The sequence below is a fragment of the Bacillus sp. VA13 genome, from assembly GCF_055710085.1.
Genome location: NZ_JBVQPP010000005.1, coordinates 147207 through 174120 on the forward strand (window position 1 = coordinate 147207; position 26914 = coordinate 174120).

At 45.3% G+C, this 26914-nt stretch carries 28 protein-coding genes and 1 pseudogene; 18 read left to right on the forward strand and 11 right to left on the reverse strand.

The window, feature by feature from the left end; all coding sequences use genetic code 11:
• The first annotated feature begins 865 nt into the window (after window positions 1–865).
• A complete protein-coding gene (locus AC0C66_RS18360) occupies window positions 866–1246 on the forward strand; it encodes a hypothetical protein (RefSeq protein ID WP_041521061.1) in 381 nt (126 codons plus the stop codon).
• Window positions 1247–1284: 38 nt separating this feature from the next.
• Here the strand turns inward: AC0C66_RS18360 and AC0C66_RS18365 are convergent, their stop codons facing one another.
• Window positions 1285–1998, reverse strand: a complete 714-nt coding sequence (locus AC0C66_RS18365; protein ID WP_014115057.1) for a cytochrome c biogenesis CcdA family protein — start codon at window positions 1996–1998, stop codon at window positions 1285–1287.
• A gap of 40 nt (window positions 1999–2038) precedes the next feature.
• On the opposite strand from AC0C66_RS18365, the gene resA reads away from it, so the two are divergent.
• Window positions 2039–2578 carry a thiol-disulfide oxidoreductase ResA gene (gene resA / locus AC0C66_RS18370; RefSeq protein ID WP_014115056.1) on the forward strand — a complete coding sequence of 180 codons (540 nt, stop codon included), beginning with the start codon at window positions 2039–2041 and terminating at the stop codon, window positions 2576–2578.
• A gap of 32 nt (window positions 2579–2610) precedes the next feature.
• Here resA and AC0C66_RS18375 read toward each other — a convergent pair whose 3' ends face one another.
• Window positions 2611–3375, reverse strand: a complete 765-nt coding sequence (locus tag AC0C66_RS18375) for a hypothetical protein (RefSeq protein WP_240510054.1) — start codon at window positions 3373–3375, stop codon at window positions 2611–2613.
• Window positions 3376–3633: 258 nt separating this feature from the next.
• On the opposite strand from AC0C66_RS18375, the pseudogene AC0C66_RS18380 reads away from it, so the two are divergent.
• Window positions 3634–3951: pseudogene (locus AC0C66_RS18380) on the forward strand (aspartate phosphatase); the annotation flags it as partial.
• Window positions 3952–4307: 356 nt separating this feature from the next.
• Here AC0C66_RS18380 and AC0C66_RS18385 read toward each other — a convergent pair.
• From AC0C66_RS18385 to pucR, 6 genes are all read right to left on the reverse strand, one after another.
• Entirely contained in the window at window positions 4308–4424 is a 117-nt protein-coding gene (locus AC0C66_RS18385; RefSeq protein WP_003240909.1) for a YjcZ family sporulation protein, read from the reverse strand.
• A gap of 299 nt (window positions 4425–4723) precedes the next feature.
• Window positions 4724–5074: a hydroxyisourate hydrolase gene (gene uraH / locus AC0C66_RS18390; RefSeq protein WP_072182305.1), complete on the reverse strand. Its 351-nt coding sequence runs from the start codon at window positions 5072–5074 to the stop codon at window positions 4724–4726.
• Window positions 5074–6558, reverse strand: a complete 1485-nt coding sequence (gene pucL, locus AC0C66_RS18395; protein WP_472973672.1) for a factor-independent urate hydroxylase — start codon at window positions 6556–6558, stop codon at window positions 5074–5076. Before pucL ends, uraH begins: the two co-directional genes overlap by 1 nt.
• 12 nt (window positions 6559–6570) lie before the next feature.
• On the reverse strand, window positions 6571–7863 hold the full coding sequence (pucK, locus tag AC0C66_RS18400; protein WP_472973673.1) for a uric acid permease PucK: 1293 nt from the start codon (window positions 7861–7863) through the stop codon (window positions 6571–6573).
• Window positions 7864–7868: 5 nt separating this feature from the next.
• On the reverse strand, window positions 7869–9218 hold the full coding sequence (pucJ, locus tag AC0C66_RS18405) for a uric acid permease PucJ (RefSeq protein ID WP_072182308.1): 1350 nt from the start codon (window positions 9216–9218) through the stop codon (window positions 7869–7871).
• A 146-nt stretch (window positions 9219–9364) separates the two neighbouring features.
• Window positions 9365–10960, reverse strand: coding sequence for a purine catabolism transcriptional regulator PucR (pucR, locus tag AC0C66_RS18410; RefSeq protein WP_014115048.1), 1596 nt, complete (start codon window positions 10958–10960; stop codon window positions 9365–9367).
• A 175-nt stretch (window positions 10961–11135) separates the two neighbouring features.
• On the opposite strand from pucR, the gene AC0C66_RS18415 reads away from it, so the two are divergent.
• The 7 genes from AC0C66_RS18415 to yunB all read left to right on the forward strand — a co-directional run bounded on the left by AC0C66_RS18415 (window position 11136) and on the right by yunB (window position 17265).
• Entirely contained in the window at window positions 11136–12476 is a 1341-nt protein-coding gene (locus AC0C66_RS18415) for an allantoinase (protein ID WP_072182302.1), read from the forward strand.
• 95 nt (window positions 12477–12571) lie between these two features.
• The gene (locus tag AC0C66_RS18420; RefSeq protein WP_072182301.1) at window positions 12572–12919 is read left to right on the forward strand and encodes a YunG family protein; all 348 of its coding nucleotides are present in this window, start codon (window positions 12572–12574) and stop codon (window positions 12917–12919) included.
• Window positions 12920–12956: 37 nt separating this feature from the next.
• Window positions 12957–13805 (forward strand): DUF72 domain-containing protein, encoded by an 849-nt coding sequence (locus AC0C66_RS18425; RefSeq protein ID WP_072182307.1) that lies wholly within the window; start codon window positions 12957–12959, stop codon window positions 13803–13805.
• A gap of 17 nt (window positions 13806–13822) precedes the next feature.
• The gene (locus tag AC0C66_RS18430; protein WP_014115044.1) at window positions 13823–14644 is read left to right on the forward strand and encodes a sulfite exporter TauE/SafE family protein; all 822 of its coding nucleotides are present in this window, start codon (window positions 13823–13825) and stop codon (window positions 14642–14644) included.
• A gap of 19 nt (window positions 14645–14663) precedes the next feature.
• Window positions 14664–16052 (forward strand): bifunctional metallophosphatase/5'-nucleotidase, encoded by a 1389-nt coding sequence (locus AC0C66_RS18435; RefSeq protein WP_072182300.1) that lies wholly within the window; start codon window positions 14664–14666, stop codon window positions 16050–16052.
• A 64-nt stretch (window positions 16053–16116) separates the two neighbouring features.
• Window positions 16117–16422 carry a YunC family protein gene (locus AC0C66_RS18440; protein WP_072182299.1) on the forward strand — a complete coding sequence of 102 codons (306 nt, stop codon included), beginning with the start codon at window positions 16117–16119 and terminating at the stop codon, window positions 16420–16422.
• Window positions 16423–16491: 69 nt separating this feature from the next.
• A complete protein-coding gene (gene yunB / locus AC0C66_RS18445) occupies window positions 16492–17265 on the forward strand; it encodes a sporulation protein YunB (protein WP_072182298.1) in 774 nt (257 codons plus the stop codon).
• A gap of 27 nt (window positions 17266–17292) precedes the next feature.
• On the opposite strand, the gene lytH is transcribed toward yunB, so the two are convergent.
• Window positions 17293–18273, reverse strand: coding sequence for an L-Ala--D-Glu endopeptidase (lytH, locus tag AC0C66_RS18450; protein ID WP_041521059.1), 981 nt, complete (start codon window positions 18271–18273; stop codon window positions 17293–17295).
• Window positions 18274–18507: 234 nt separating this feature from the next.
• Here lytH and lipA point away from each other — a divergent pair, with 234 nt between their 5' ends.
• Window positions 18508–19404 carry a lipoyl synthase gene (gene lipA, locus AC0C66_RS18455; RefSeq protein ID WP_003222888.1) on the forward strand — a complete coding sequence of 299 codons (897 nt, stop codon included), beginning with the start codon at window positions 18508–18510 and terminating at the stop codon, window positions 19402–19404.
• A gap of 15 nt (window positions 19405–19419) precedes the next feature.
• Here the strand turns inward: lipA and AC0C66_RS18460 are convergent, their stop codons facing one another.
• Window positions 19420–20055 (reverse strand): YhcN/YlaJ family sporulation lipoprotein, encoded by a 636-nt coding sequence (locus tag AC0C66_RS18460; RefSeq protein WP_472973674.1) that lies wholly within the window; start codon window positions 20053–20055, stop codon window positions 19420–19422.
• 113 nt (window positions 20056–20168) lie between these two features.
• Here AC0C66_RS18460 and AC0C66_RS18465 point away from each other — a divergent pair, with 113 nt between their 5' ends.
• The 3 genes from AC0C66_RS18465 to nucF are packed head-to-tail and all read left to right on the forward strand — an operon-like array spanning window position 20169 to window position 21701.
• Window positions 20169–20444: a YutD family protein gene (locus AC0C66_RS18465; RefSeq protein WP_003228682.1), complete on the forward strand. Its 276-nt coding sequence runs from the start codon at window positions 20169–20171 to the stop codon at window positions 20442–20444.
• A 23-nt stretch (window positions 20445–20467) separates the two neighbouring features.
• On the forward strand, window positions 20468–20902 hold the full coding sequence (locus AC0C66_RS18470) for a DUF86 domain-containing protein (protein ID WP_072182297.1): 435 nt from the start codon (window positions 20468–20470) through the stop codon (window positions 20900–20902).
• 28 nt (window positions 20903–20930) lie between these two features.
• Window positions 20931–21701: a 5' nucleotidase NucF gene (nucF, locus tag AC0C66_RS18475; RefSeq protein WP_072182296.1), complete on the forward strand. Its 771-nt coding sequence runs from the start codon at window positions 20931–20933 to the stop codon at window positions 21699–21701.
• Window positions 21702–21726: 25 nt separating this feature from the next.
• Here the strand turns inward: nucF and AC0C66_RS18480 are convergent, their stop codons facing one another.
• Window positions 21727–22227, reverse strand: coding sequence for a phosphatidylglycerophosphatase A family protein (locus AC0C66_RS18480; protein WP_014115036.1), 501 nt, complete (start codon window positions 22225–22227; stop codon window positions 21727–21729).
• Between the two features lie 152 nt (window positions 22228–22379).
• Between AC0C66_RS18480 and cotNH the strand changes: the two genes are divergently transcribed.
• The 4 genes from cotNH (at window position 22380) to thrB (ending at window position 26861) form a co-directional block, all read left to right on the forward strand.
• Complete coding sequence (gene cotNH / locus AC0C66_RS18485) at window positions 22380–23408, forward strand: spore coat-associated protein CotNH (protein WP_072182306.1); 1029 nt, start codon at window positions 22380–22382, stop codon at window positions 23406–23408.
• 167 nt (window positions 23409–23575) lie between these two features.
• Complete coding sequence (locus AC0C66_RS18490; RefSeq protein WP_061188012.1) at window positions 23576–24877, forward strand: homoserine dehydrogenase; 1302 nt, start codon at window positions 23576–23578, stop codon at window positions 24875–24877.
• Entirely contained in the window at window positions 24877–25935 is a 1059-nt protein-coding gene (gene thrC / locus AC0C66_RS18495; RefSeq protein WP_061188082.1) for a threonine synthase, read from the forward strand. Before AC0C66_RS18490 ends, thrC begins: the two co-directional genes overlap by 1 nt.
• Window positions 25932–26861, forward strand: a complete 930-nt coding sequence (gene thrB / locus AC0C66_RS18500; protein ID WP_072182295.1) for a homoserine kinase — start codon at window positions 25932–25934, stop codon at window positions 26859–26861. Before thrC ends, thrB begins: the two co-directional genes overlap by 4 nt.
• Window positions 26862–26914 lie beyond the last annotated feature (53 nt).

Sequence of the window (26914 nt, forward strand, 5' to 3'; positions counted from 1 at the left end):
AAGAAAGGTTGCAGGCAATTTGAGCGGGTATACCGGGATTATTTATGCGGTCAGCTTGCAGGACTAGAAGAATAGAATGGTAGAAAAAGGGAGTCCAACTTTTAAAAGCCGTACGTAAAAATTGATTTCTCATACTGTTAGACGATCGAGAGGGTATTCCCTTATTTCTTTCTCGACTATTATGGAGTTATTGAATCATTATAGAAGTTAGTGAAAGGTATACATATCGTATAAGAGTTGTTGGATAGCACTGTAAAAACTTATGGGTCATATAAATCGGAAAACTCTGTAATATAATGAATAAAAGGGAGCGTTGCTCCCTTTTAGGGTTACTATAAGATTTTTCTGGGCAATAGTAATGTCCATCTCAAGTTTATAGCTTCGTCAGGGTAAATCGTAGGAACAATGTTTCCTCTTTTGCTTTTATTTCCATCAAGAATAAACCAATTTTTCATCTTTTAACCACCTTTCAGAAGGTGAGTTCAAACTCAACTTCTTCCTCTTAAATATTATGTCCAAGAAATACTATAGATCCACGTTCCCTTTCCGGTTACATCATGAAATTCTCCTAATCTCGTCTCTTTAAAAAGTATAGAATCATCTATTTTGACTCCTTTTAATGCATCTTATTGGTAACTCGCCTCAAATTAGAATTGCTATTTGAATTTTCTGAACATACTTCGGACGGTAATAGTTGGGCTGTAACACAATAATATATGATCAATGAACTTGTAGAAGAATTGTATATTTTGTGGAAAATACAGAATCCTCTGGAATAATGGTGTTTAAAAATGATAGAGTATACATATTCAAGTATTTTACATACTTGTAAAATTATATTAAAAATCGAAAGGGTGTTAGAGTCATGAAGAAATTTTTAGGTTCTGTAGTAATTGGTTGTGCAGTTTTATTCAGTTCATTTATGGTGCATCAAGAGTCAGCTTCGGCAGCTTCACAAGTGGAGACTATTCTCCAAAAATCACAAACTTCAAACTCTACGAAGAGAATTAAAGTTAAAGCAGGTCAAAATTTACAAGTTCGTGTTTTCCCTTTCAACAATAAAACGATTAAGTTGACTGTATTCAAAAACGGTAAAGCTTGGACCAGTAACCTAACCAGTTCTCCATCCATCTATGACTATACTTATAAAAATCCTGGTGCGGCAGAATATTCACTAAGGTTATATTGTGGGAAAAATGGCGGTCAAAAAGGTTGTTATGGTCAAGGCCTACTTACTGTGAGATAATGCAAAGTAAAAGACGCCAATAGCTTGGCGTCTTAATATTAACTTTGAAATAAAGTCGTAAGGTTTGAAAACCATATGTTTATCCATATCATTTTATTGGTGTATAAGAGTACGCCGATAATAACAAGTAAACCTCCACCTATCTTTAGTAGCAGGTTTGAATATTTGAGAAACACTCTTGCCTTTCCGATGAAAAATGCCATTAGAAAGAAAGGGATGGCAAAACCTAACGAATATCCGGTTACGTTAATAAAAGTATCTATCGTGTTTGGGTTGTTAAAGTTTGCGTACATGATCGTTCCGAAAATCGGGCCAATACATGGAGTCCATCCTGCTGCAAAAATGATGCCAACTAATATTGAATTTAATACGCCAATTTTGCCTCTTCGAAAAGTAAATCTTTTTTCCTGCATCATGAATTTTGGTTGAAAAATGCCTAGTAAAAAAAACCCCATTGTACACACAAAAATTCCGCCAAGCATTCTAATAAGATCTTTGTACTCGGTGAAAAATCTTCCAATTGAACTAGCAGAGAATCCTAATATGTAAAAAATGATTGAAAATCCTAATAAAAATGATGCTGCATGAATAGCAATATTTTTATTAAGTGTTTTAGAATTTCTATTTTTTAACTCATTGACAGAAACCCCTGTAATATAAGATATGAATGAGGGGTATAAAGGGAGACAGCAGGGTGAGATAAATGATAATAACCCTCCACCAAAAGCTAACCATACAGTCACATTTTCCATTGAATCAGCTCCTATTTAATAAAATTATAGAGGTGAGGACATGAAAAAAAGAAAAAGATTATTGCTTAGAATGTTAATTTTGTTTCTCCTTTTTACGGCAATTGGATTTGCACTGTATCAAAACTTATTTGCAGCAAACAGCGAGGAAGCCGTACAAGTCAACAAGCCGGCGGCAAACTTTAAACTAGCTCAATTTAATGGAGAACCCATTGAATTAAAACAACTTAAAGGAAAGGCTGTACTTGTTAATTTTTGGGGATCGTGGTGTGAACCGTGCAAAAATGAAATGCCTGCCATGCAAGATGCATATAATCATTATAAGAAAGATAAGTTTGAAATAGTTGCAATTAATGTTCAAGAATCTGACATTACTGTGAAAAATTTTATAAAAAGTTACGACTTATCATTTCCGATTGCTTTAGACAAGCAAGGGGAAGTGTACCGATCATGGGAAATTTTTAATCTTCCAACGTCCGTCTTTATAAATCCTAATGGAACCATAGAAAGGACCTATGAGGGTGAAATGAAAATGAAACAATTAGACCAGTGGATAAGAGATATATTACCTAATAAATCTTAGTAACTCAAAAAACCCCTTAAAGGGGTTTAGTATTAATTAATTTTAGCAGTCAAAACTCTATATGTCCCACTACCATAAAGGCCAATAACTACTCTTGTAGTATATTCAAAAGGGGTATATTTCAACGCTTTAAATGTCCCGGAACTCCTAATCTCCCAAACACTAGGATCTAATTTAGAAACTGATGTTGAGTGAGATTTTGAGTAAAGTGGTCCGGTTAAATAGACATCGTAACTGTTTCCTTTAATTTTACCTTTTTCATAAGTGAATTTACCACTAACAGAGTGCTTAAATCCTGCCCCTGGAAAGGTATTTGCGATGTAGCCAGAATATGATTTCTGTTGTACTGCTTTGATGGAGCCTTCACCGGATGTCTTAGTATTGACACCTAGTTCAATTCCGTCACCCTGTACATTCAGTGCTTTTTTGACTACAACATTTGTTTTGCCAGATGCAAGTTGCTTGTTTACTTCTTTTTTAGCCTCACTAAGAGCTTGATTTGCCTTATGAATAGTGAATGTATTTTCAGTGTAAGCGGGTTCTTTTGGTGTCTGGGCATTAACGTCAACAGGGCTAAGGGCTAATGATAATGCAGTAACCGGAAGCAAAAGGGACGAGAACAAAACTTTTTTACTTAATGATCCAAAACGCATATTGCTCAACTCCTCTTCACGTGATAAAGTACAATACAATGGTACCATTACATATAATGGGTTGTCTACTATAATATGGTAATATTTATAAAAAGGAGGAATGAAGTTGTTGAGCATCATTTTTGCAGTTGTTACTTTATTCATCATCTTTTATCTAATCAATTATATTGGACAGAAGCTAGTGAAAACGACAATAAACCAAACATTTCTACTGTCGCTTTCTATAATAGAGGCAGTTATCGTGTTAGGTTTGTTTTATTACAGGCCATTCTTTCTTTAAGCTATAACAGCTGTTGCGTGTTTATGGAATCTGCCGCAAATTAATTTGCGGTTTTTTTGCGGACATACATATTATCGGAAATGTTAGGATATTACATAAAATGGTATATGAGGAGGGATCTTGTGAATCCGGTATTGCCATCATCAAAAGTTGACGTAAAGATCAATGAATGGTATAAAATGATTCGTCAATAGTATTTACTAATTTACTTCTCTCTCATGAAATTCCGGCATCAGCTCTTGCTAGATTATTTGGAACCAGTTACAACACGAATTAGGCCAACTATTGATGAACTGCTTGAAAAAATAGAGGCATCAAATAAAGGCATATCTGGTCTTTTGTCGTATTATTCTCTGTTTTTCCGAGGGATGTATGAGTTTGATCAAAAGCAATATATGAAAGCCATCTACTATTATAGAGAAGCGGAGAAACAGCTTATAGCATGATCCATATTGCTTCTGACCGTTTTCAAACGTAAAAAAGTGTGTTCATAATTCTTGGGCTGTCATTGACTTTAGTGGATGTGGTTTCATAGTTAACTTACCAGAGAACCAAACCCAAAACACATTTCATATTGCTTCAGATCGTCTTCAAACCTGAAGAAAGATTACTCCTATAATCCCTTCTAACGCGGAGGGTCTTTTTTATGTCTCAAAAACGATTGAACCTAATACGATGTTTATATTTCCCTGGTTCAGAACCTTTGTCAGCACATCGTTAGTTAATAACATAGCAAAACGCCATAAAGACTTCTTATGGCGTCTAGCCCGAACAGGGAGGTGTTTATAACATACTGTTAAATTGGAACGCCTTCTGGATAACCTCCAAAGAAAGATGCTCCAACAATGATTAATAGAATGAATAGCACTACAATCAAAGCAAAGGAGCTACCATAACCGTTAGAGTAACCCATATTGCCACCTCCTTCAGTGAGGATAGTATAAGATATGGCTAACGATCATTTTCGACATAGATTTAAGTCTAAATAAGAAAAAATGAATATTTTGTTTAAAGGCTAGACAGAATACGCATAATCAAAAACTATTAAACAGTTAGGATAAAGCTTAACAGAAATCAAACATGTAGTATGACTCATACTGCTTCTTACTGTTTTCAAACCAGGAACCTTCTCAAGTAGAGAAGGTTTTTATTTATGCAGTATTGCCAGCCGCCTAAACATATTAAAGCCCGCCTCACCGGCGAGCTTCCTCCTTAACTCCCCCTATACACCTGATAACCAAAAGGCGACAGCAAAAGCGGGATATGATAATTCGCATCTGGATTTGCAAGCTGAAAACGGACGGTGACAATGGTTAAAAACGGCTTATCGGGCGTGTTCACTTTTTGACTCGCAAAATAGTCTCCTGCATGAAATTCCATCACATACTCTCCAGACACCAGCTCTTCCCCTGCCAGCAACGGAGCATCGACTCGGCCGTCATTGTTGGTGAATGTCTCTTTAACAAGGATGACCTCTTCCCCCAGCCGCTTCAATTCAATTTTTACGTTCGCCGCGGGTTTGCCGCAGGTTAAATCTAAGATATGGGTTGTCAGCTTTCCCATCAGGCCTTCAGGCTCCCTAATGCTTCAGCGGCTTTTTGTTTTTCTTTCTCGGCGTCTTCTCTTGTCACGGTAAAGCGCTGGAAACCGAATGGCGGGCGCGGTTCGGTGTAGACTTTTCCTTTGGACCCTGGGATCTCTTCAACGACTGTATCCCATGTGTGGTTTTGAGATTGGAAGCTGACATCAGTGAGCTGCGGGAATCTCGTTAATATTCTGCAGCCGATATGATGGATTAAATTTTGAATTGAAGGGGTTTCGAGTTCGTGAAAAACGGTGCTCGCCAAGTCACGAACTTGCTCAGCCGCGACGTAGCGGGCGGGATCGGTAGCACGTGCGTCATCTGTGTTTTCATACTGCCAGCTGATGTTTAAATAGACAAACAGCGGGCGGTTGCCGTCCTCCGGGAGCGTCGTATATTCGTCCCGGATAAAGCCAACGAAGGAGTTGCCGCTCACCTTGAGGAGCTGAAGATCCATGATTTCGCTGTACTGCTCTTTGATCGTTATTGTATCCCCGGTTCGTTCCGCTTTCAGCACAGACCGGGCGCGTTCATTGCGTGATCTTCTAAAGACGAGGTGGCTTGTGCCGAGTTCTTGCTCCTCGTATGCAGGCATCGCCTCAAACGGAATGTCTTCGCCTGTCAAAGTGATCGTGTCCATATGAGAATAGGTATCTAAAAATCGGTGAGCCACATAGTGTAAGAATCCCTCGGTTGTCGTCCCTTCATAGGAAGCGAGATGGCGCTGAATAAAGTTTTTCATTGAGTCTGTAGCCACGACGAGTGTATTATCTCCGTCTATAAATGATGGCAGAAAGGCATCTCCGCCAATTTCGCATGTCACATCAATGCCGACAACAGTATTGTCTCTCCCTGTAAAAGAAGACTCTGGGATTTGCCGTACTCCTGTGAGCGGCTTTAAAAACGTTCGGTATGCAAATACATTTCCTTTGCCATAAGACATGGTTCTTTTCATTTGCGTCTCTCCTTTTTCAGTTATGATGTCCACCAGCCGAAAACGGGCGATGCGGTAAATTTCTTCAAGAGCCTGCTGGAACTCCGTTTCTCGTTCGTTCTCAAGCCTTTCCAGCAGGGCTTGGTGAATGTCCTGTTTCGTCTTTCCCTTTACCGCTAAAATAAAAGGAAAGCCGAAGCGTTCATAATAGTGCTCATTCAGCTTGAGAAATTCCTCGTATTCCTCTTGTTCAAGTTTGCTGAGCCCCGCGTTTTGCTGCTCTCTTACTGAGGTAACGCTCATTGTTTTCTTTGTTCCGAGTCGGGGGTGCTTGTTGATTAAATCAAGCTGTGTCCGGCGGTCCGCGGCTTTTACAATGCCGGCCATTTTGTGGTGAAGGTCAGAAAGGGAAGAAAACGGGCGCAATGCCGCGGCTTTCTCCGCAATACATGAAGAATGTTCAAAAATAGATCCAAGCGTGTCTGTCAGTGTTTGTATGTCCATTTGGTTCAGGTCATCCATTGTGAACATGGGCATCTTCCTTTACGTTTTTATTTCAGCGCCATTAGACTGTTTGGTTTGAAAAAAAGCGTGCAGTGCAATTGCCGTCAAACTGCCGATCACAATTCCGCTTTCAGCCAAGACTGTGGCCGAGCCCGGGAGAGATGAAAACAACGCGGGAACTGTTGTGGCGCCGAGCCCTAAGCTGACGGAAGAGGCGATAATCAGTAGGTTGCCTTGCGAATCGAAATCAACGCTGGAAAGCATTTTGATCCCGTAAGAAATGACCATGCCGAACATGACAATCATCGCGCCGCCGAGAACTGGGGTTGGAATCACTGTTGTCAATGCTGCGGCTTTTGGAACCAGTCCGATCGCCATGAGCATGATTCCTGTGATGGCGATGACATTGACACTTTTCATTTTTGAAAGCTGAACGATACCGACATTTTGCGAGAAGGCTGTATAGGGAAACGCATTAAATAAGCCGCCAAGCACAATCGCAAGCCCTTCCGCCCGGTAGCCTTTTTCCAGATCCTTCTCCGACAGCCTGCGGTTTGTGATATCGGCCAGAGCAAAGTAAACACCTGTCGATTCAACCAGGCTGACAATGGCAACGAGGAGCATCGTAACAACAGCCGGCAGCTCAAAGGTTGGCGGGCCAAAATAAAACAGAGACGGAACATGAAGCCAGGACGCCTCTATGACGTCGGAAAAATCGACTTTTCCCATAAAGAATGCAGCCGCTGTTCCTGCGATAAGGCCGAGCAAAATCGCAATGGAGCGTATAAAGCCTTTAAAGAAATAAAGTAGCAATAAGATAAAAGCTGTGACGCCAAACCCGAGGAGTACGTTGTCCAGTGAGCCGAAGTCTTTGCTTCCTTCACCGCCGGCCAGGTTATTCATTGCCGTCGGAATCAGGCTGATGCCGATGATCATGACGACTGAACCGGTCACGACAGGCGGAAAAAAACGGACAAGCTTTCCGAAGAAGCCCGCGGCTAAGACGACAATCAGCCCTGCGGCGATAATGGCGCCATATATCGCTGAGACACCGTATGTGCTGCCGATGGAAATCATCGGGCCGACCGCGGTAAACGTACATCCGAGCACAACAGGGAGGCCGATGCCGAAGTATCGGTTTTTCCACAGCTGCAAAAGAGTCGCGGCCCCGCACATGAACAAATCGATCGCAATTAAATACGTCAGCTGCCCCGGATTCAGCCCGATCGCCGCTCCGACGATCAGCGGAACGAGAATTGCTCCCGCATACATGGCGAGCATGTGCTGAAGTCCGAGCATCATCAGCTGAAAGACATTGTGCTGTTCCTTCATTTTTTTTACACCTCTTTTTCTAATGCGAGTGTATGGTCTAATACCGGAAGTTCAGTTTTCTGAGCGGTTGTTTCTTTTTTGCCGCGCAAACTGAAAAATAGATTCAAAAAGATGGCGGTCAGGCTTCCGGTGATGGTTCCGTCACTAACCAGAATCCGGATCGGAGCGGGGAATTCAGCGAAAATCCCGGGCACCGTGCTTGCGCCGATGCCGAGTGCGATTGAGCATGCGATGGTCAGCAGGTGATATTGATTTTTGAGATCCGCTGTGCTGAGCATTTTGACGCCTGACGCAATCACCATGCCGAACATGACTACGGTCGCGCCGCCAAGCACAGCCGCAGGAACGGCAGAAGCAAGGGCTGCAATCTTCGGAACCAGTCCGAGACAGACAAGGATACAGCCGGCGGTAACGACGATGTTTCTTGTTTTCACTTTCGTCAGCTGTAGTAAGCCGGCGTTTTGCGCAAAGGTGTTATAGGGGAAGGCGTTGAACAGTCCACCGATAAGAATGGCGATTCCTTCCGCTCGATAGCCTTTGACAAGGTCTTTTTCGGTTAAAGGTCTGCCGCATATTTTTCCGATTGCGTAGAAAACGCCGGTTGATTCGACAATAATGACGATTCCGACGATCAGCATCGTTAAGATCGGGCCGATTTCAAATGAAGGGGCTCCGAAGTAAAACAGCTTCGGTACTTGAAAGAGCGGGGCTTCAGTGACAGCAGAAAAGCTGACCTTGCCCATGATGGCTGCTGCCGCTGTCCCGGCAGCGATTCCAACCAGAACGGACAGCGTTCGGGCAAACCCTTTGAGAAAGCGGTTAAGGACTAAGATCAGGACAAGGACGCCGACAGAGAGAAGAAGGTTTTCGAGCGAACCGTATTCGGGGTTGGCGCTGCCGTTTATTTTTTCGCCGCCAGCCATATTTTTCACACCTGTCGGAACAAGTGAAAGGCCGATTAAGGTGACAACGGTACCTGTTACGACAGGAGGGAATAACACGGTCAGCTTGCCGAAAAAACGTGCAAACAGAAAGATAAATAACCCTGTCACGATGATTGAACCGTAAATCGCGTGAACGCCGTAGTTCGCGCCGATTGCGATCATCGGGGTGACGGCCACGAATGAACTGCCGAGCATGACGGGAAGCCCGATGCCGATGAATGCTCCGCGCAAGGTTTGCAAAAGCGTCGCCACACCGCACGTTAACAGGTCAATCGCCAACAGGTAAGACAGCTGTTCAGATGTTAGATTCAGCGCCCTGCCGACAAGCAGGGGCACTAAAATCGCACCTGCATACATGGCCAGCACATGCTGAAGGCCAAGAGTGAACACCGCGAACGATTTTTGTTTCACCATAGTCCCTCCTTTTATATGTGAACTTTAGTAACATGATAGCGTGCCGATTGCCGGGTGTCATTGGATACTGTAGCCGAAAAAGACAGGTGTTATTGATGAAAGTGACGAAAAACGATTCAGTTTGTAAGAAAATGTGACAAACATTAGCTGATCAGCCGCTGCATCCGTAAGGCAAGCCGCAAACGCATCGTCGTCTCAGGATCTTTTAAGCTTTTGCCCAGCAGCTCCTCACATTTTTCAAGGCGGTAGATGACGGTATTGCGATGAACGTACAGACGCTTTGCCGTCTCGGAAATTTGGCAGTGTGTCTCTAAATAGACGGACAGCGTATGAAGCAGGCTTTGATCCTCCTGCTGTTTTTCAGCGAGGCTTTGAAGCGTGGAGTTGTAAAATTTCTTCAAATCCTCAACCGGGAGAAGGCGGAGAAGCTCAGGCACATCTTTGGCATGATACACCTGAATAAACTCCGTGCTTCTTGACAAATGCCCTGATTGCAGAGCGTCTGAAGCTTCGGTGAACGCGTCGGGAACGTCAATGAGCTTTTGGCATATGTTGCTGATGCCAAAGGACACAGTCCGTTTAAATTGAGCTCTGACCTGTGTTTGAAACTGCTCTAAAAAGCTGATCACCGAGGCGTGCATTTCACTCCAGCTGTCTGTCGCCTCGATCAGAATAATGCCGACATTTCCTTTAATAAAGAGGTGGGGCGGAAACGGGAAGGCCGATAATTCGCCTTCAAGAAATTCGAATACGCCATCGGAGGCGAGCTGATTTTCTGTAAAGCTGATCGATTCGTCATTCCGGTCGAGTTTTCCCGCAATGCACATGTATTTTTGATCCCAGCGCAGCTTAAATTCCTTTGCCCGGTTTTTGATTTCGTCGTCTGAAGAAAATGAGCGCTCAATAAAATTGCTGAAAAACTCATTGCGCGCCCGCCGGCCGAATTGCTTCAGCGCATTTTCCTTCAGCAGTTCAAAGGAAATGACGTTTGCAGCTTGTTCAATGGTGAGAATCAATCCTTTGTCTCCGGCCTGCACCATGTCGGGTATCAGCAGGTAGCCGCAGTTTTTTTCGTGATTATAAATAGGAAGGACAGAATACGTTTTTCGATCTGAGAACGTAGAGAAACAAGTGAAAAACGGCCCGGATACGGTATTCAGGGTGCCTTTCAGCTTTTCGGTCTCAAATGAAATCTGATGGGACGCAGAAAGCATTTTGGCATGCTGGTCAAGAAGCAGCACGGGAAGCTGAAGGAGGTCTGACACCTTTTTGAGGAGAGATTGCAGCCCCTTGCCGCTCATAATGTGGTTTGTGAATTTTTTGTGCGCGTAAATGGCTTGCTGCAGCTCGTTAGAACGCATATCGAGAATGTGGCTGAGTGTTGCATTCACAATATCGCCGAGGCGGATGTGTTCTGGAAGCTCGATGATCGGAAACGCGTATGAATCGGCCAGCTCGATGATTTCTTTCGGGATATCCTCCAGGTAGCGCTTTGTTTTAATGCCGAGGCCCGCGCAGCCGCGTTTTGCCATTTGCCGAATCAGCTCAGATAACTGGTGCGGGTGATCCTTCAGGTGATACGCGGTGGTGACGAGCAATTCATTCTTATGCAGAAAGTCTGCGATATCCGGAGCGTCCATCATATTGACATGCTGAACCTCTCTTTCTCCTCCTGCTTTTCCTGCGATTAAATTGGCGTTTTCATAAGCCGGTATTTTCATCACATCAAAAATATTCATAGCGCATTCTCCTTTTCTATAAAAAACATTGGTTAAGATGAATAATTTTCAATAGGAATTCTAGCGGTTTTGCTAATGTAATACGATCATAGTAGCAGTAAACTGTTGAAAATAGAACTGGTTGTGTTACATAAACTGACATGAAAAATCGTCAACCTTACATGGGAGGATCAATATGGCTTACGATATGGTGATAAAAGGTGCGAAGGCAGTTACGCCAGATGGCGTTAAAGAAGCTGATATTGCAGTTCAAAACGGTGTCATTACCGAGATTGGTTCAGACATTGAAGCGAGCGGGGCAGCAATGATCCAGGCAGAAGGCCAATATGTGTTTCCAGGTGCGATAGACTGCCATGTTCATTTCAATGAACCGGGCAGAGAGGACTGGGAGGGGTTTGAAACAGGTTCGCAAATGATGGCAGCAGGCGGCTGCACCACCTATTTTGATATGCCGCTCAATTGCATTCCATCAACCGTGACGGCAGAGCATCTTCTCGCAAAAGCCGAACTCGGCAGGCGAAAATCAGCTGTGGATTTTGCACTATGGGGCGGGCTTGTGCCAGGTCATATCGATGACATCCGCCCAATGGCTGAAGCGGGGGCGATCGGGTTTAAAGCGTTTTTATCAAAATCAGGCACAGACGAGTTCCGCTCTGTTGATGAACGTACCTTGCTCAAAGGCATGACAGAAATCGCGGCTGCAGGAAAAATCCTCGCTCTTCATGCGGAGAGCGACGCAATCACAAGTTATCTGCAGATGGTTTTGGCCAATAAAGGAAAAGTGGATGCGGATGCGTACGCCGCCTCCCGTCCGGAGGAAGCCGAAGCTGAAGCGGTGTATCGCACGATCCAGTATGCGAAGGTGACAGGCTGTCCGGTTCATTTTGTCCATATCAGCACGGCGAAAGCGGTCCGGCTGATCAGAGAGGCGAGACAGGAAGGGCTTGATGTTTCGGTTGAAACATGCCCGCATTATGTCTTGTTCAGCCATGACGATTTACGGGAAAAGGGCTCTGTCGCAAAATGTGCGCCCCCGCTCCGGTCACAGCAATCGAAGGAAGCGCTGATCGAGGCGCTCATTGCGGGGCACATTGACATGGTTTCCTCAGACCATTCCCCTTGTCGTCCGTCTTTAAAGCGGGAGGATAATCTGTTTTTATCATGGGGCGGAATCAGCGGCGGACAGTTTACTTTATTAGGAATGCTGGAACTGGCGCTTGAGCATCAAATTCCGTTTGAAACCATCGCTGAATGGACAGCAGCGGCCCCTGCGAGACGATTCGGCCTTCAGCAAAAAGGGCGGCTTGAAGCGGGATGTGATGCGGATTTTGTGCTCGTCAGCATGGAGCCGTACACTGTCACAAAAGAATCGATGTTTTCAAAGCATAAAAAAAGCATTTACGAAGGACATACATTTCCCTGCAGCATTTTGGCCACTTACAGCAAAGGCCGGTGCGTGTACAATGATGGGGAAGAAGTCAGCGAAATTGATGGAGCACTGGTCGTTCCTTCGTAAGCCCGGCGATTTTACCGCCGGGTTTTTTGATTTCCTCCGTTCTTGTTTTTAAAATGAAATCAACGTGGTATCTTTTTTAAAAGGAGGCGGAGGCAATGGAACATATCACATACATACTAAAGCAATCTTGGTTGCGCCATACGAGCTCTAAATGGACGGAAGAATGCCCGGCATGCGGACAATGCGGTGTGACGGCATTGGTGATTCAAGATCAATTCGGCGGCGCCATTTTCAAAACCAAAGTCGGTGAGAGCTGGCATTTTTATAACAGCATCAATGGCGTGATGTACGATTTTACGAGTGAACAGTTTCAGGCGCCGATTGAATATCAGCATATTCCTTCTTCAAGAGAAGAGGCGTTTTTAGATACGAATGAGGAACAATACCAGCATCTTCGTTCAGCATTTTCCCGCCATATGAACAGCATTTCCGAGGAAACCTGAAAACACGTGTGATAAACTGGGAGAGAGGTGAATGATTGTGATTTATATCGGACTGACGGGATGGGGGGATCATGACAGCATCTATCCGCCGAAAACGGCCAGCCAGAAAAAATTGCAGGCCTATTCCTCCCATTTTCCGATCGTTGAATTAGACGCGAGCTTTTACGCAATTCAGCCGGCGCGAAATAATGAAAAGTGGGTGAAGGAAACGCCGGAAACCTTTCAATTTATCGTGAAAGCGTATCAGGGCATGACAGGGCATCAGCGCGGAGAAATCCCCTTTGATTCAAAAGAGGAGATGTTTGACGCGTTTAAGGTGTCTTTAACGCCATATTTACATAGCAATAAGCTTGCCATGGTGCTGTTTCAATTTCCGCCGTGGTTTGACTGCAAGAAGGAGAATGTCGCTTATTTGAGATGGTGCAAGCACCAAATGGGAGATATTCCATGTGCGCTTGAATTCAGAAACCGTTCCTGGTTCTCGCCGCCATTTTATGAGCAGACGCTTTCATTTATGAAAGCGGAAGGCTGGATTCACAGTGTCTGTGATGAACCGCAAATCGGGGAAGGCAGCGTCCCGACTGTGTTGCGCGCGACCGATGAAAACAAAACGCTCGTCAGGTTTCACGGACGCAACAAGCAGGGCTGGATGAAGCCTGACGGCGGGAAAAACTGGCGGGAGGTCAGGTACTTATACCGCTACAATCAACAGGAGCTGGCGGATTGGAAACAGCACCTGAATGAATTGCAGCAGCAATCTAAGGATGTTTTTGTCCTGTTCAACAACAATTCCGGCGGAGACGCCGCGGATAATGGCAAGCAGATGCTTGAACTGCTTGATATCGAGTACAGCGGACTTGCTCCGAGACAGCTCGATTTATTTTAGAAAAGAGGTTTTGATTGATGTCGTTGGTGATTTTGGTCGTACTGGGATTAATCGCAGGTACGGTAGGAAGCCTGATTGGGCTTGGCGGCGGAATTGTGATCGTGCCGTCTCTGATGTTTCTAAGCACAGTGACGCCGCTGTTTCAGGATGTGACGCCGCAGGTCGCAATTGGAACTTCGCTTTTGGTCATTATTTTTACGGGTCTTTCTTCAACTTTGGCTTATATTAAATATAAAACCGTTGATTATAAGAGCGGGCTCATTTTCTTTATTGGTTCAGGTCCCGGCAGCATTATCGGGGCTTACGTGTCAAAGCTGTTCAATTCAAACTCGTTTTCCATTTGGTTTGGCATTTTTATGATTCTTATTTCATTATCCTTAATGCTCAAAGCGAAAGCCCGGCCGATCAACAAAGCGCACAAAGGGATTATTCGGACATTTCAGGATGATGCCGGTGAGCCTTATACGTACTCATATCAGGCGCCTATCGGCATTGCGATTGCCTTTGTTGTCGGCTTTTTAGGGGGGCTTTTCGGAATAGGCGGCGGATCGCTCATGGTTCCGGCGATGATGCTGTTATTCCTGTTCCCGCCGAAGGTTGCGGTGGCAACGTCCATGTTTATTATTTTCCTGTCCTCTATGACAGGGTCTGTTTCACATGTTATTTCCGGGCATGTCAATTGGCTGTATGCCCTCGCACTTGTGCCCGGCGCCTGGTTCGGCGGAAAGCTTGGCGCCGCCATCAACAGAAAAATGCAGACGAAAACGATCGTAATGATCATGCGGATCGTATTGATTTTGATCGGCTGCCAGCTCATTTATGAAGGCATTTTCAGCTGAACGATTAGGGAGAGATAATATGAAGGAGAAGCTCCGCTTATATCATACAAATGATTTGCACAGCCATTTTGAAAACTGGCCGAAAATTGTAGATTATATCGAGCAGAAAAGAAAAGAGCATCAATCAGACAGCGAAGAGACGCTCGTTTTTGATATTGGCGATCATCTTGATCGTTTTCAATTCGTGACAGAGGCGACTTTCGGAAAAGCGAATGTCGATCTCTTAAACCGTCTTCACATTGATGGAGCGGTGATCGGCAATAACGAAGGGATTACGCTTCCGCATGATGAGCTCGCAGCCTTATATGATCATGCTGAATTTCCCGTTATCGTCTCTAATCTATATGACAAAAACGGAAGCCGTCCGTCCTGGGCGGTTCCTTACCATATCAAAACATTGAAAAACGGTATGTCCATTGCTTTTTTAGGTGTAACTGTGCCGTATTATCCCGTTTATGACAAGCTGGGATGGACAGTAACCGATGCTTTTGAAAGCATAAAAGCAACCATTCAGGAAGTGAAAGGGCAGGCTGATATCATCGTTCTGCTGTCACATTTAGGCATTCTAGATGATCAGGCAATGGCTGAAGCGGTACCTGAGATTGATGTAATCCTCGAATCGCACACCCATCATTTGCTTGAAGATGGACAAGTGGTAAACGGCGTGTTGCTTGCCAGCGCCGAGAAATACGGGCATTATGTGGGCTGTGTAGAAATCACGGTGGACAGCATACAGCGAAGCATCATCAGCAAAACAGCGTCTGTGCAAAACATGGCGGAATGGACAGGAGAATCAGCAGAAACAAAAGCGTTTCTCAAAGAAAAAGAACGTGAAGCCGAGGATAAGCTGTCCGATGCTGTTGCGGAGCTTGCGCAAGATGCCGAGGTGAAGTGGTTTGAAGAATCAGAGCTGCCTTTGCTTTTGGCGTACGCGTTAAAGGAATGGTGCGGGACGGACATCAGTATGGTGAATTCCGGTGTCATTCTCGGTCCGCTGAAAGCGGGTCCGGTGACGAAGCTGGATCTGCACCGCATCTGCCCTCATCCGATCAACCCAGTGGCTGTCCGACTGACGGGAGAAGAATTGAAAGAAACCATTGTCCATGCCGCTTCAGAACAAATGGAGCAGCTCCGGATCAAAGGGCTCGGCTTCCGCGGAGAAGTAATGGGAAAAATGGTGTACGCGGGTGTTGCTGTAGAAACGAAACGGCTGGATGACGGAATCACGCATGTCACACGAATCACGCTGAACGGGGAAGAGATTGAAAAACATAAACAATACTCTGTTGCGGTGCTTGACATGTTTACCCTCGGCAGACTGTTTCCGATCATCCGTGACGCCGCAGAAAAAGAATATTTTATGCCGGAGTTTTTGCGGGATCTGCTCGCTTGGAAGCTCGCGCAATAAGAAGGTCAGCCCACAACAAGCTGTGCCCTTCATCATAAAGTGATGAATGAAGGGAGTGGTTGACGTGGTAAATCTGACACCAATCATGATAGAAGGACAGCCTTTTACAGCTGTGACAGTGAAGCTTCCAAAAACGAATTTTATGGCTGTCACAAATGAGCACGGATACATTATGTGCGGCGCGCTTGATGTGGCGCTGCTGAATGAAAAATTAAAGGAGCGGGGCATTGTGGCGGGGCGCGCAGTTGGTGTACGCACCATTGACCAGTTGTTAGACGCACCTTTAGAATCCGTCACGTACGCCGCGGAAGATATCGGCATTCATGCCGGCATGAGCGGCAGAGCAGCGCTTTTGAAAATGGTGAAATAAAAATTTGGCCCGGCTATTACTATGTCCCCTCTTACAAGCATACATTGTGATATGTAAGGGGGGATTTTCTTGCCAAGATATCGCGGCCCTTTTCGCAAGAGAGGACCTTTGCCTTTCCGGTACGTGATGCTTCTGTCAGTTGTCTTTTTTATCCTGTCAACAACAGTCAGCCTTTGGATGATCAATGGCTCGATCAAACCTGTTTTAATGGACATCGGCGAGATGGAAACGAAGCGTATAGCGACAGAGGTGATCCAGGATTCGATTGAGGATTATATGTCTGACAGTGAAAATATGAAAGATATGTTTCAAATGAATTCTGATGAAAACGGAAACTTAACGACAATCGATTTTAATACACAGGTTGTAAATAGTGTCAAAACAAAAGTGACAAAGCAGCTTCAGGCTCATCTAAAAGAGATGGAAACCCACTCCGGACACAGCGGCGCCAGTGAAAATATTATGATCAACATTCCGCTGGGACAGGTAACCGGCAACAGCCTCCTCGGAAACCTAGGGCCGAAAATCCCAGTCCGGTTCAATTTAATCGGTGACGCTTTTACAGATGTCAAAACCAAAATCAAGCCATATGGCATAAATAATGCACTTATTGATATAAGCATCTTTGTCGAAATTAAAGTGAAGGTCATCATTCCATTTGCAAGCAAAACCGCTGTCGTCACAAATAATGTTCCTGTATCGATTAAAGCAGTGCAGGGCGAAGTGCCCCAGTTTTATAACGGAAGCGGCGGCTCAGGTGTCACGCCTTCTGTCCAGCTCCCAAGCAGTAAAGATGAGGACAGTGCCGAATCGAAATCGAAAAATGAAAAAAGCAGCAAATAAGCCGCCCGTTGAAGAGGCGGCTTTTCGTTATTTCTTTTTTTTGTATTCATATCGCTCCCACGCTCTCAAGTGCGGGTATGGATCAAACGACCATTCGGTTTTTCCGTTATCTTTGTACATGCCGTAGTGAAGATGCGGCGGGAACTTTCCAGCTGTTCCCGGCGGGCCGTATCCGGAGCTGCCGACTGATCCGATCACTTGGCCGGGCTCAACGATCTGTCCTGTTTTAATCCCTTTGGCAAACCCATTGAGATGGGCAAAATAATGATACGTATTGTTAATGTCTCTGATGCCGATTCTCCATCCTCCGAAGCGGTTCCAGCCCTTCATTTCAACTATGCCGTAACAGGTAGATTTGACAGGAAGGCCATAATGGGCAAAGATATCCGTGCCTTCATGAATCCGTCTTCCTCCGAAGCCGCGGGCATCTCCCCACGTGCTGCGATAGCTGTAATCGGTTCTGATCGGAAGCGGAAACGCATGCTCGCCCAGATCAATATGGCCGTAAGCTTTAAACAGCTTCATGAATTCAGATATGATCCCGACTGTCTGATCGCGTCGGTAATAATTCCAAAGCCCGATACGGATGTTGTCCTCATCTGTGCCATACGACAGCAAGTATTGGCTGAATGTATACAAAATATCTTCATCATTGCTGACCTCGGCTTTTCCGTCTCCGTCACCATCCATCCCAATCCCATCAAATACTTTGATGCTTAACGGTGCATCGTCTTTCGGATTCGGGTTTTCAGGCCCGCTCCAGATTTCATCCGGTATATAGATGCTGATGATTCCCGCTTTGTCAGGCAGATCTTTTCGGTTACTCCGCACATTTTCCTCGTACTGGTCTACTGCGGCGAGCGCATACCAAGGAATCTGCGTCACAGCCTCGACTTTATGATATAATTCCATCCGTTTCGACAGCACTGGATCTGAAAGCTTTTTTCCAGACGCAGAAGGCTCAAACGCAAACAAAAGGAGAAGAAGAGCGGATAACAAAACTTTCACAAAATAATCTCCTTTCATATTGAATACACATAGTTTGCGGCAAGCCGGCTTAAAAATGTCAGTAATCATCTTCCCTTGTCGAGAAATTTTTCCTATGTTAAAGTGTCTAAAGAAAAGACTTTCTTTAGTTAGAAAAACATTATTTTTGTTGCAGAAATAAAACCTGCACCTTTCTCGTTTTCAGAATGTTTCGTGTCAGAAATTGAGTATATTGGATATTGGAGATGATGGGAATTGGCAAAGAAAGACGAACACCTCAGAAAGCCCGAATGGCTCAAAATCAAATTAAACACAAATGAAAACTATACAGGGCTCAAAAAACTCATGCGTGAAAACAACCTGCATACCGTATGCGAAGAAGCAAAATGTCCGAATATTCATGAATGCTGGGCGGTCAGACGTACAGCTACATTTATGATTTTAGGTTCTGTTTGTACAAGAGCATGCCGTTTCTGTGCTGTCAAAACGGGCCTTCCGACTGAGCTAGATCTGCAAGAGCCGGAACGCGTAGCGGATTCTGTCGCGCTTATGAATCTGAAACACGCGGTCATTACGGCTGTTGCGCGTGACGACCAGAAAGACGGCGGGGCAGGCATTTTTGCGGAAACTGTCCGTGCGATCCGCAGAAAAAGCCCGTTCACAACAATTGAGGTGCTGCCGTCTGATATGGGCGGAAACTATGATAACCTGAAAACCTTGATGGATACACGCCCAGACATCCTGAATCACAATATCGAAACGGTTCGCCGCCTGACGCCAAGAGTCCGCGCGCGTGCGACGTACGACCGTTCGTTGGAATTTTTGCGCCGTGCGAAAGAAATGCAACCTGACATTCCGACAAAATCAAGCATCATGATCGGACTCGGCGAAACGAAGGAAGAAATTATTGAAGTCATGGACGACCTCTTGGCAAACAACGTGGATATTATGGCAATCGGCCAATATCTGCAGCCGACGAAGAAACATTTGAAAGTTCAAAAGTACTATCACCCTGATGAATTTGCAGAATTAAAGGAAATCGCGATGCAAAAAGGCTTCAGCCACTGCGAAGCCGGCCCGCTTGTCCGTTCTTCTTACCATGCGGATGAACAAGTGAACGAAGCATCTAAAAAGCGCCAAGCACAAGCATAATGCCAAAACGCCAGATCATCTGGCGTTTTTGTCATTCCTATCGGTTTTCATGTCCTGTCGGGTTTCTCCGTTGGCATTTTCATTCTCTGAGACGGGGCTTCCTTGCGGGGAGGTTTTCATTTCTTGAATCGTCCCCGACATGATTTCTCTGATATCCCTTGAACCAGAGCCGAGACTGCTGAAATTTTCGATCGACTGCATATGGTTTGGATTATCAGAAATATACACATGATAGTATCGCGGTATTACAGAAGCAGCCGTTTTTTTCACCTGATCGGCGGTCAGCCCGCGGTTTTTAGAATCGGTTTTGTATACGACAAGCGCTTCTTGATCGGTGACCAATGTTGCAGCATCTTGAATATGGGGGAGCTGAACCGTTAAACTTGATATGATGTGAGCGGTTTCTTCCCGGTTCATTACCGGCGTTTTCTGCTGTTCGCCGTCAAATTGTTCTTTTTGATAGCGGACATAGCCAAATTGTTCGTTCTCATCATGCCGGTTAAAAGCCTCGTTGCGGTCAGACACATGAATGGGTCTGGTTTGATTCTGCGCCTGATTTCGGACATTTTGCCCGGCATTGTCCAATCCTGCGCCTCCGCACCCGGATAAAAGCCCGGTCAGCAGGCAGAGGCTGACAGCAGTTCGTTTCATTTGTAAATCCCTCCTCATGTGTAGGGTAGCCAAATCGCATGATTTATTCTTTAGCAATTGATGGGGACGGGGCAATGAATTATGATAGGAATGAGTGAAAAAGAGGTGAGATCATGATTCTTATTCAAAATGCCGAATTTGAATTGGTGCACAATTTTAAAGACGGCTTCAATGAAGAGGCTTTTAAAGCCCGTTACTCCGATATTTTAAATAAATACGATTATATTGTGGGAGACTGGGGATACGGTCAGCTCAGGCTCAAGGGCTTCTTTGACGACCAGAATCAAAAGGCAACCTTCGAAACGAAAATCAGCACATTAGATGAATACATTTACGAATACTGCAATTTCGGCTGTGCGTATTTTGTCTTGAAACGGATCAGAAAATAAACATACACAAAGGGGATGCTGTCATGTATTTTGTTGACAGAAACAAGATCGAGCAAACACTCAGGTTCTATGAGCACCAGCTGGCGCTTTTTAACTCACAAACAGACTGGCAGTTTGAAATCGGGGGACTGGCGCTTCAGCGTATAGGCCATTTGTTAATCGAATGCATCCTGGATACAGGCAATGACATGATTGACGGTTTTATTATGCGGGACCCGGGCAGCTATGATGACATTATGGACATACTTGTTGATGAAAAAGTTGTCACGGAACAAGAGGGAAGTGAGCTCAAGCAATTGATCGCCTACCGCAAAACATTAGTTCAGCAGTACCTGCTCGCTGACAGCGCCGAGCTTTACAGGCTGATCACGGCACATCAGACAGCTCTGCAAGACTTCCCGCAACGGATCAGAAGCTACTTGGAAACAGAGCTTGGCCCTGTTTCTGCGTTTAAATAACAACTGGAAAGCCACAGGAGTGTTGGAAATGAAAACATATAAAGGGTATTTAATTGATTTAGACGGAACGATGTACAATGGCACGGAAAAAATCGAGGAAGCGTGTGAATTTGTCAGAATGCTGAAAGATCGCGGAGTTCCTTATCTTTTCGTGACAAACAACTCTTCGCGCACACCGAAGCAGGTGGCGGACAAGCTCGTGTCTTTTGATATTCCCGCAACAGAAGAGCAGGTCTTCACGACCAGCATGGCGACTGCCCAGCATATCGCTCAGCAGAAAAAAGACGCGTCTGTGTATGTGATCGGGGAAGAAGGAATCCGCCAGGCAATTGAAGAAAATGGCCTGACGTTTGGCGGGGAAAACGCGGATTTTGTCGTTGTCGGTATTGACCGTTCCATTACATACGAAAAATTTGCTGTCGGCTGCCTGGCAATCAGAAATGGTGCCCGCTTTATTTCCACTAATGGAGATATTGCGATCCCGACTGAAAGAGGCCTTCTGCCTGGAAACGGTTCACTGACATCTGTATTAACTGTATCCACAGGCGTACAGCCGGTATTTATCGGCAAGCCGGAATCAATCATTATGGAGCAGGCGATGCGCGTTCTTGGCACGGATGTGTCCGAAACACTCATGGTCGGCGACAACTATGCGACGGACATCATGGCCGGCATTAACGCCGGTATGGATACGCTGCTCGTTCACACAGGCGTAACGAAAAGAGAGCATATGACAGACGATATGGAAAAACCGACTCACGCCATTGACTCTCTGACCGAATGGATTCCATACATTTAAAAAAGGGCGCCCGAAAAGGGTGCCCTTATTCTGTATGCCGCGCGCGGTGTGCGAGCCTGCTTGAGGCCGCGGCGGAAATCGCGCCGACGATGTCATCTAAAAAGGTATGGCATTCGCCGGTTGATTTATCATTTAAATGTTTAAGGATGCCGGGTTTTTCTTTGTCGATGTAACCGTAGTTCGTAAACCCGATTGATCCGTAAATGTTCACGATGGAAAATGCCAGAACTTCATCTACCCCATATAGGCTTTCATCTGTTTCCAGCATCGTTTGCAGCGGCTCAGACAGTTTTTTCTGCTCAGCAAGAATATCCAATTCAATGCCCGTTAAAATCGCATTTTGCACCTCGCGTTTTGCGAGAACGCGATTGACGTTCAACGTGCATTCATCAATGTTTAAATCCGGATGATATTTTTTCTGAAGAAAAAAGACAAGCTCGGCAATGTCTGATACCTCAACGCCGCGCTCCTTCATCCGTGCTCTTGCTTTTGCTTCCATCTGACTGATTTGTTCGTTTTCTGACATCAGCTTCACCCAATCTTTTTTACTAGTTTATACAAAATGTTTGAGATGTTTACGACTTTTTCTTGCGCCTTCGTCGGATTAAAATATGTATTCATAATTCCGGACGTGTATGACTACGATGTGATGAGCCCTAATTCAACAGGCAGGTGATCATTGTGAAAGGTACAATAAAAGAAAAATACGGTATTCACATTAGGCAGCTTTCCATGTACCAGCACACATATCAATGCTTTCAGACGCCGAATTCATTTTTTCTGATTGTCCCCGTTTCCCAATTCTCAGAGACAGAACTGGCAGAGCTTTATTACATGAGTCAGTATTTACAAGAACAAAGTGACCCATACGTTTCGGTTTTTATCTTTACAAAAGAAGGTGAGCTGACGTTTGAACATGAGGGGAAAACGTACGCTCTGCTGAAGGCGGCACCCCCTTTTTCAAACCGTGCGTTCTCCATTGGACAGGAGCTGGCGGAATTTCACCGAAAAGGCAGAGGGTATCCGTATGAAGTGAAGGCAGCCGGAAGAATCGGCCAGTGGAAGGATCTGTGGGGAAAACGCATTGATCAGCTGGAGGTGTTTTGGCAGCGAAAGGTTCATACCCCGCCTCACGAGCCATTCGATAAAAAAATGATCGAATCATTTCCATATTATTTAGGACTGTCAGAAAACGCGATACAATATTTAGTGGACACTGAGCTGGATGACAAGCCTCAAGCCGCCGATTCAGGAACGATATGCCATCAGCGGATGGAAAGGCATACATGGTCACCCGAATCACTGATCAGGATTCCTGCGGATTGGGTATTTGACCACGCCTCACGCGATTTGGCTGAATATATGAGGCATACGTTTTTGCATCATAGACAAGATTTTCATCAGCAGGGTTTTCACTTTTTGCAGGAATACGAGCAAGTTACGCCGCTATCTTCGTTTTCAAAACGTCTTTTATACAGCCGTCTGCTCTTTCCGCTTCATTATTTTGAAATCGTGGAGAGCTACTACATGTCATCAGAATCAGAAAAGCATTATTATGAAGAGCAGCTTGACTTCATTCTTAGTGAGTGCGAACGCTATGAGCAATTTCTAAATACGGCGCAGGAATTCATGAACATGCGGGCGCAGAAACCGTTTGTTCCCCGCGTGAGCTGGCTCGGCAAAGGCGGAAAAATAATTAGAAAATAAAGAATCTTGTCATATCAATGGGTTAAGCGGTTACATTCATAAAATTCAGCCGATTACTGTCTTGTCAAAACAGGAGTGGGCTTATATAATGTTTGTAACTTATATGTCTGTGTTGAGTTAACAATTGTCTTTTTCAAGAGGACAATTAAAAGAAAGGTGGAGTTTTTTTGAAAGCAATTCGTGTAGGGCTTTTAGGTTTAGGTACCGTCGGAAGCGGTGTCGTTAAAATTATTCAAGACCATCAGGATAAGCTGATGCATCAGGTCGGCTGTCCGATTACGATAAAAAAAGTGCTTGTAAAAGATCTAGAGAAAAAGAGAGAAGTAGATTTGCCGAAGGAAGTGCTCACGACAGAAGTGTATGATGTCATCGATGATCCAGATGTTGATGTCGTCATCGAGGTGATCGGCGGAGTTGAGCAGACAAAACAATATTTGGTCGACGCGCTGAGATCGAAAAAGCATGTTGTCACAGCAAACAAGGATTTAATGGCTGTGTACGGTTCCGAGCTGCTTGCTGAAGCGAAGGAAAATGGCTGCGATATCTACTTTGAAGCCAGTGTTGCCGGCGGGATTCCGATTCTGCGCACGTTAGAGGAAGGCCTCTCATCAGACCGGATTACAAAGATGATGGGGATCGTGAACGGAACAACGAACTTTATCTTAACAAAAATGATCAAAGAAAAAAGCCCATATGAGGAAGTGCTCAAAGAAGCGCAAGATCTTGGCTTTGCCGAAGCAGATCCGACTTCAGACGTGGAAGGGCTTGACGCCGCACGGAAAATGGCGATATTGGCGCGCCTCGGCTTCTCGATGAATGTAGATTTGGAAGACGTCAAAGTAAAGGGGATCTCCCAAATTACAGACGAGGACATCAGCTTCAGCAAACGTCTCGGCTATACGATGAAACTGATTGGGATTGCACAGCGTGACGGAAGCAAAATTGAAGTCAGTGTTCAGCCGACACTTCTTCCTGACCACCATCCGCTTTCTGCTGTGCATAATGAGTTTAACGCCGTTTACGTTTACGGAGAGGCTGTCGGTGAGACGATGTTCTACGGGCCTGGAGCCGGGAGCATGCCGACTGCGACATCCGTTGTTTCTGACCTTGTCGCGGTCATGAAAAATATGAGGCTCGGCGTAACCGGCAACAGCTTTGTTGGGCCGCAATATGAGAAAAACATGAAGTCGCCGTCTGACATTTACGCACAGCAATTTTTAAGAATTCATGTAAAAGATGAGGTCGGTTCATTCTCGAAAATTACGTCTGTGTTCTCAGAACGGGGCGTGAGCTTTGAAAAAATCCTTCAGCTGCCGATTAAAGACCATGATGAGTTGGCAGAAATCGTGATTGTGACACACCATACATCAGAAGCTGATTTCAGTGATATCCTGCAAAACCTAAATGATTTGGAAGTCGTTCAAGAAGTCAAAAGCACATATCGTGTAGAAGGGAACGGTTGGAGCTAATGTGGAAAGGTCTTATCCATCAATATAAAGATTTTTTACCTGTAACAGATCAAACACCGGCGCTTACTTTACATGAAGGAAATACACCTCTTATCCATCTGCCGAAGCTGTCTGAGCAGCTCGGAATTGAGCTTCATGTCAAAACAGAAGGTGTCAACCCTACGGGATCATTCAAAGACCGCGGAATGGTTATGGCTGTGGCGAAAGCAAAAGAAGAAGGCAACGATACGATTATGTGCGCGTCAACAGGAAACACGTCCGCTGCTGCGGCTGCTTATGCAGCCCGCGCTAACATGAAATGCATCGTCATCATCCCGAACGGAAAAATTGCGTTTGGAAAACTTGCTCAAGCTGTCATGTATGGAGCCGATATTATAGCAATTGACGGAAACTTTGACGATGCGCTTAAAATTGTCCGTTCCATCTGTGAGAAATCACCGATTGCTCTTGTCAACTCAGTCAACCCTTACCGCCTTGAAGGCCAAAAAACAGCTGCCTTTGAAGTGTGCGAGCAGCTGGGCGAAGCACCGGATGTTTTAGCGATCCCGGTCGGAAACGCAGGCAATATCTCAGCGTATTGGAAGGGCTTCAAGGAATATCATGAGAAAAACGGCACAGGCCTTCCGAAAATGCGCGGATTTGAAGCGGAAGGCTCGGCGGCAATCGTTCGCAATGAAGTAATTGAAAATCCGGAAACAATAGCAACAGCCATTCGTATCGGAAACCCGGCTAGCTGGGACAAAGCTGTAAAGGCAGCTGAGGAATCCAACGGGAAAATTGACGAAGTCACTGATGATGAAATCCTTCACGCGTATCAGCTGATCGCCCGTGAAGAAGGCGTGTTTGCAGAACCGGGATCCTGCGCTTCCATTGCTGGCGTTCTGAAACAGGTGAAATCCGGAGAAATTCCGAAAGGCAGCAAGGTCGTCGCAGTGTTAACAGGAAACGGGCTGAAAGATCCGAATACAGCAGTCGACATTTCAGAAATCAAGCCGGTCACATTGCCGACGAATGAAGACAGCATCCTTGAATATGTAAAAGGAGCGGCCCGTGTATGAACGAAGCCGACATGCTGTTCACTGTCACTGTTCCCGGAAGCACAGCTAACCTAGGCCCCGGCTTCGATTCAGTTGGAATGGCGCTCAGCAGATATTTGAAGCTGACCGTCTTTGAAAGCGACAAGTGGTCTTTTGAAGCTGAAACAGAAACAGTCGCCGGAATTCCGGCGGGTACAGATAATCTGATCTATCAAGTGGCAAAACGGACAGCAGATTTATACGGTAAAGAAATGCCGCCTGTCCATGTGAAAGTGTGGAGCGACATTCCGCTCGCACGCGGCCTTGGCAGCAGCGCCGCGGCGATTGTAGCGGCCGTTGAACTGGCTGATGAATTATGCGGCTTAAAGCTCTCTGAAGCGGACAAGCTGCATGTAGCCAGCCTTGAAGAAGGACACCCGGATAATGCGGGCGCTTCTCTCGTTGGCGGACTTGTCATTGGCCTGCATGAAGATGACGAGACACAAATGATCCGCGTCCCGGATGCTGACATTGATGTTGTCGTTGTCATTCCTTTTTACGAAGTGCTGACAAGAGACGCAAGAGACGTGCTTCCGAAGGAATTTCCATATGCCGATGCCGTAAAGGCAAGTGCCATCAGCAATATCCTCATTGCTGCGATCATGTCTAAGGATTGGCCGCTCGTCGGGAAAATCATGAAGAAGGATATGTTCCACCAGCCATACCGGGCGATGCTTGTGCCTGAGCTGTCCAAAGTAGAACACGTCGCCGAGATGAAGGGCGCATACGGAACGGCTCTCAGCGGGGCAGGCCCGACGATTCTTGTTATGACTGAAAAAGGAAAGGGAGAAAAGCTCAAAGAACAGCTCGCGCTTCATTTCCCTCATTGTGAAGTCGACGCTTTGACCGTTCCGAAAGAGGGAAGTATAATAGAGCGAAATCCTTTATACCAAGTAAAAAGTGTATAGATCATGCCAAGCGTCCCTCAGCATCAGCGGAGGGCGCTTTTTTTCTGCTGGAG

What these genes read in the sequence shown, in the direction of transcription:
- AC0C66_RS18360 (WP_041521061.1), top strand. Translation starts at nt 866, where the DNA reads ATGAAGAAATTTTTAGGTTCTGTAGTAATTGGTTGTGCAGTTTTATTC.
- AC0C66_RS18365 (WP_014115057.1), bottom strand. Translation starts at nt 1,998, where the DNA reads ATGGAAAATGTGACTGTATGGTTAGCTTTTGGTGGAGGGTTATTATCA.
- resA (WP_014115056.1), top strand. Translation starts at nt 2,039, where the DNA reads ATGAAAAAAAGAAAAAGATTATTGCTTAGAATGTTAATTTTGTTTCTC.
- AC0C66_RS18375 (WP_240510054.1), bottom strand. Translation starts at nt 3,375, where the DNA reads ATGAATAAAGTAACAACTGCAAAAATGATGCTCAACAACTTCATTCCT.
- AC0C66_RS18385 (WP_003240909.1), bottom strand. Translation starts at nt 4,424, where the DNA reads ATGGGTTACTCTAACGGTTATGGTAGCTCCTTTGCTTTGATTGTAGTG.
- uraH (WP_072182305.1), bottom strand. Translation starts at nt 5,074, where the DNA reads ATGGGAAAGCTGACAACCCATATCTTAGATTTAACCTGCGGCAAACCC.
- pucL (WP_472973672.1), bottom strand. Translation starts at nt 6,558, where the DNA reads ATGTTCACAATGGATGACCTGAACCAAATGGACATACAAACACTGACA.
- pucK (WP_472973673.1), bottom strand. Translation starts at nt 7,863, where the DNA reads ATGAAGGAACAGCACAATGTCTTTCAGCTGATGATGCTCGGACTTCAG.
- pucR (WP_014115048.1), bottom strand. Translation starts at nt 10,960, where the DNA reads ATGAATATTTTTGATGTGATGAAAATACCGGCTTATGAAAACGCCAAT.
- AC0C66_RS18415 (WP_072182302.1), top strand. Translation starts at nt 11,136, where the DNA reads ATGGCTTACGATATGGTGATAAAAGGTGCGAAGGCAGTTACGCCAGAT.
- AC0C66_RS18420 (WP_072182301.1), top strand. Translation starts at nt 12,572, where the DNA reads ATGGAACATATCACATACATACTAAAGCAATCTTGGTTGCGCCATACG.
- AC0C66_RS18430 (WP_014115044.1), top strand. Translation starts at nt 13,823, where the DNA reads ATGTCGTTGGTGATTTTGGTCGTACTGGGATTAATCGCAGGTACGGTA.
- AC0C66_RS18435 (WP_072182300.1), top strand. Translation starts at nt 14,664, where the DNA reads ATGAAGGAGAAGCTCCGCTTATATCATACAAATGATTTGCACAGCCAT.
- AC0C66_RS18460 (WP_472973674.1), bottom strand. Translation starts at nt 20,055, where the DNA reads ATGAAACGAACTGCTGTCAGCCTCTGCCTGCTGACCGGGCTTTTATCC.
- AC0C66_RS18465 (WP_003228682.1), top strand. Translation starts at nt 20,169, where the DNA reads ATGATTCTTATTCAAAATGCCGAATTTGAATTGGTGCACAATTTTAAA.
- AC0C66_RS18470 (WP_072182297.1), top strand. Translation starts at nt 20,468, where the DNA reads ATGTATTTTGTTGACAGAAACAAGATCGAGCAAACACTCAGGTTCTAT.
- nucF (WP_072182296.1), top strand. Translation starts at nt 20,931, where the DNA reads ATGAAAACATATAAAGGGTATTTAATTGATTTAGACGGAACGATGTAC.
- AC0C66_RS18480 (WP_014115036.1), bottom strand. Translation starts at nt 22,227, where the DNA reads ATGTCAGAAAACGAACAAATCAGTCAGATGGAAGCAAAAGCAAGAGCA.
- thrC (WP_061188082.1), top strand. Translation starts at nt 24,877, where the DNA reads ATGTGGAAAGGTCTTATCCATCAATATAAAGATTTTTTACCTGTAACA.
- thrB (WP_072182295.1), top strand. Translation starts at nt 25,932, where the DNA reads ATGAACGAAGCCGACATGCTGTTCACTGTCACTGTTCCCGGAAGCACA.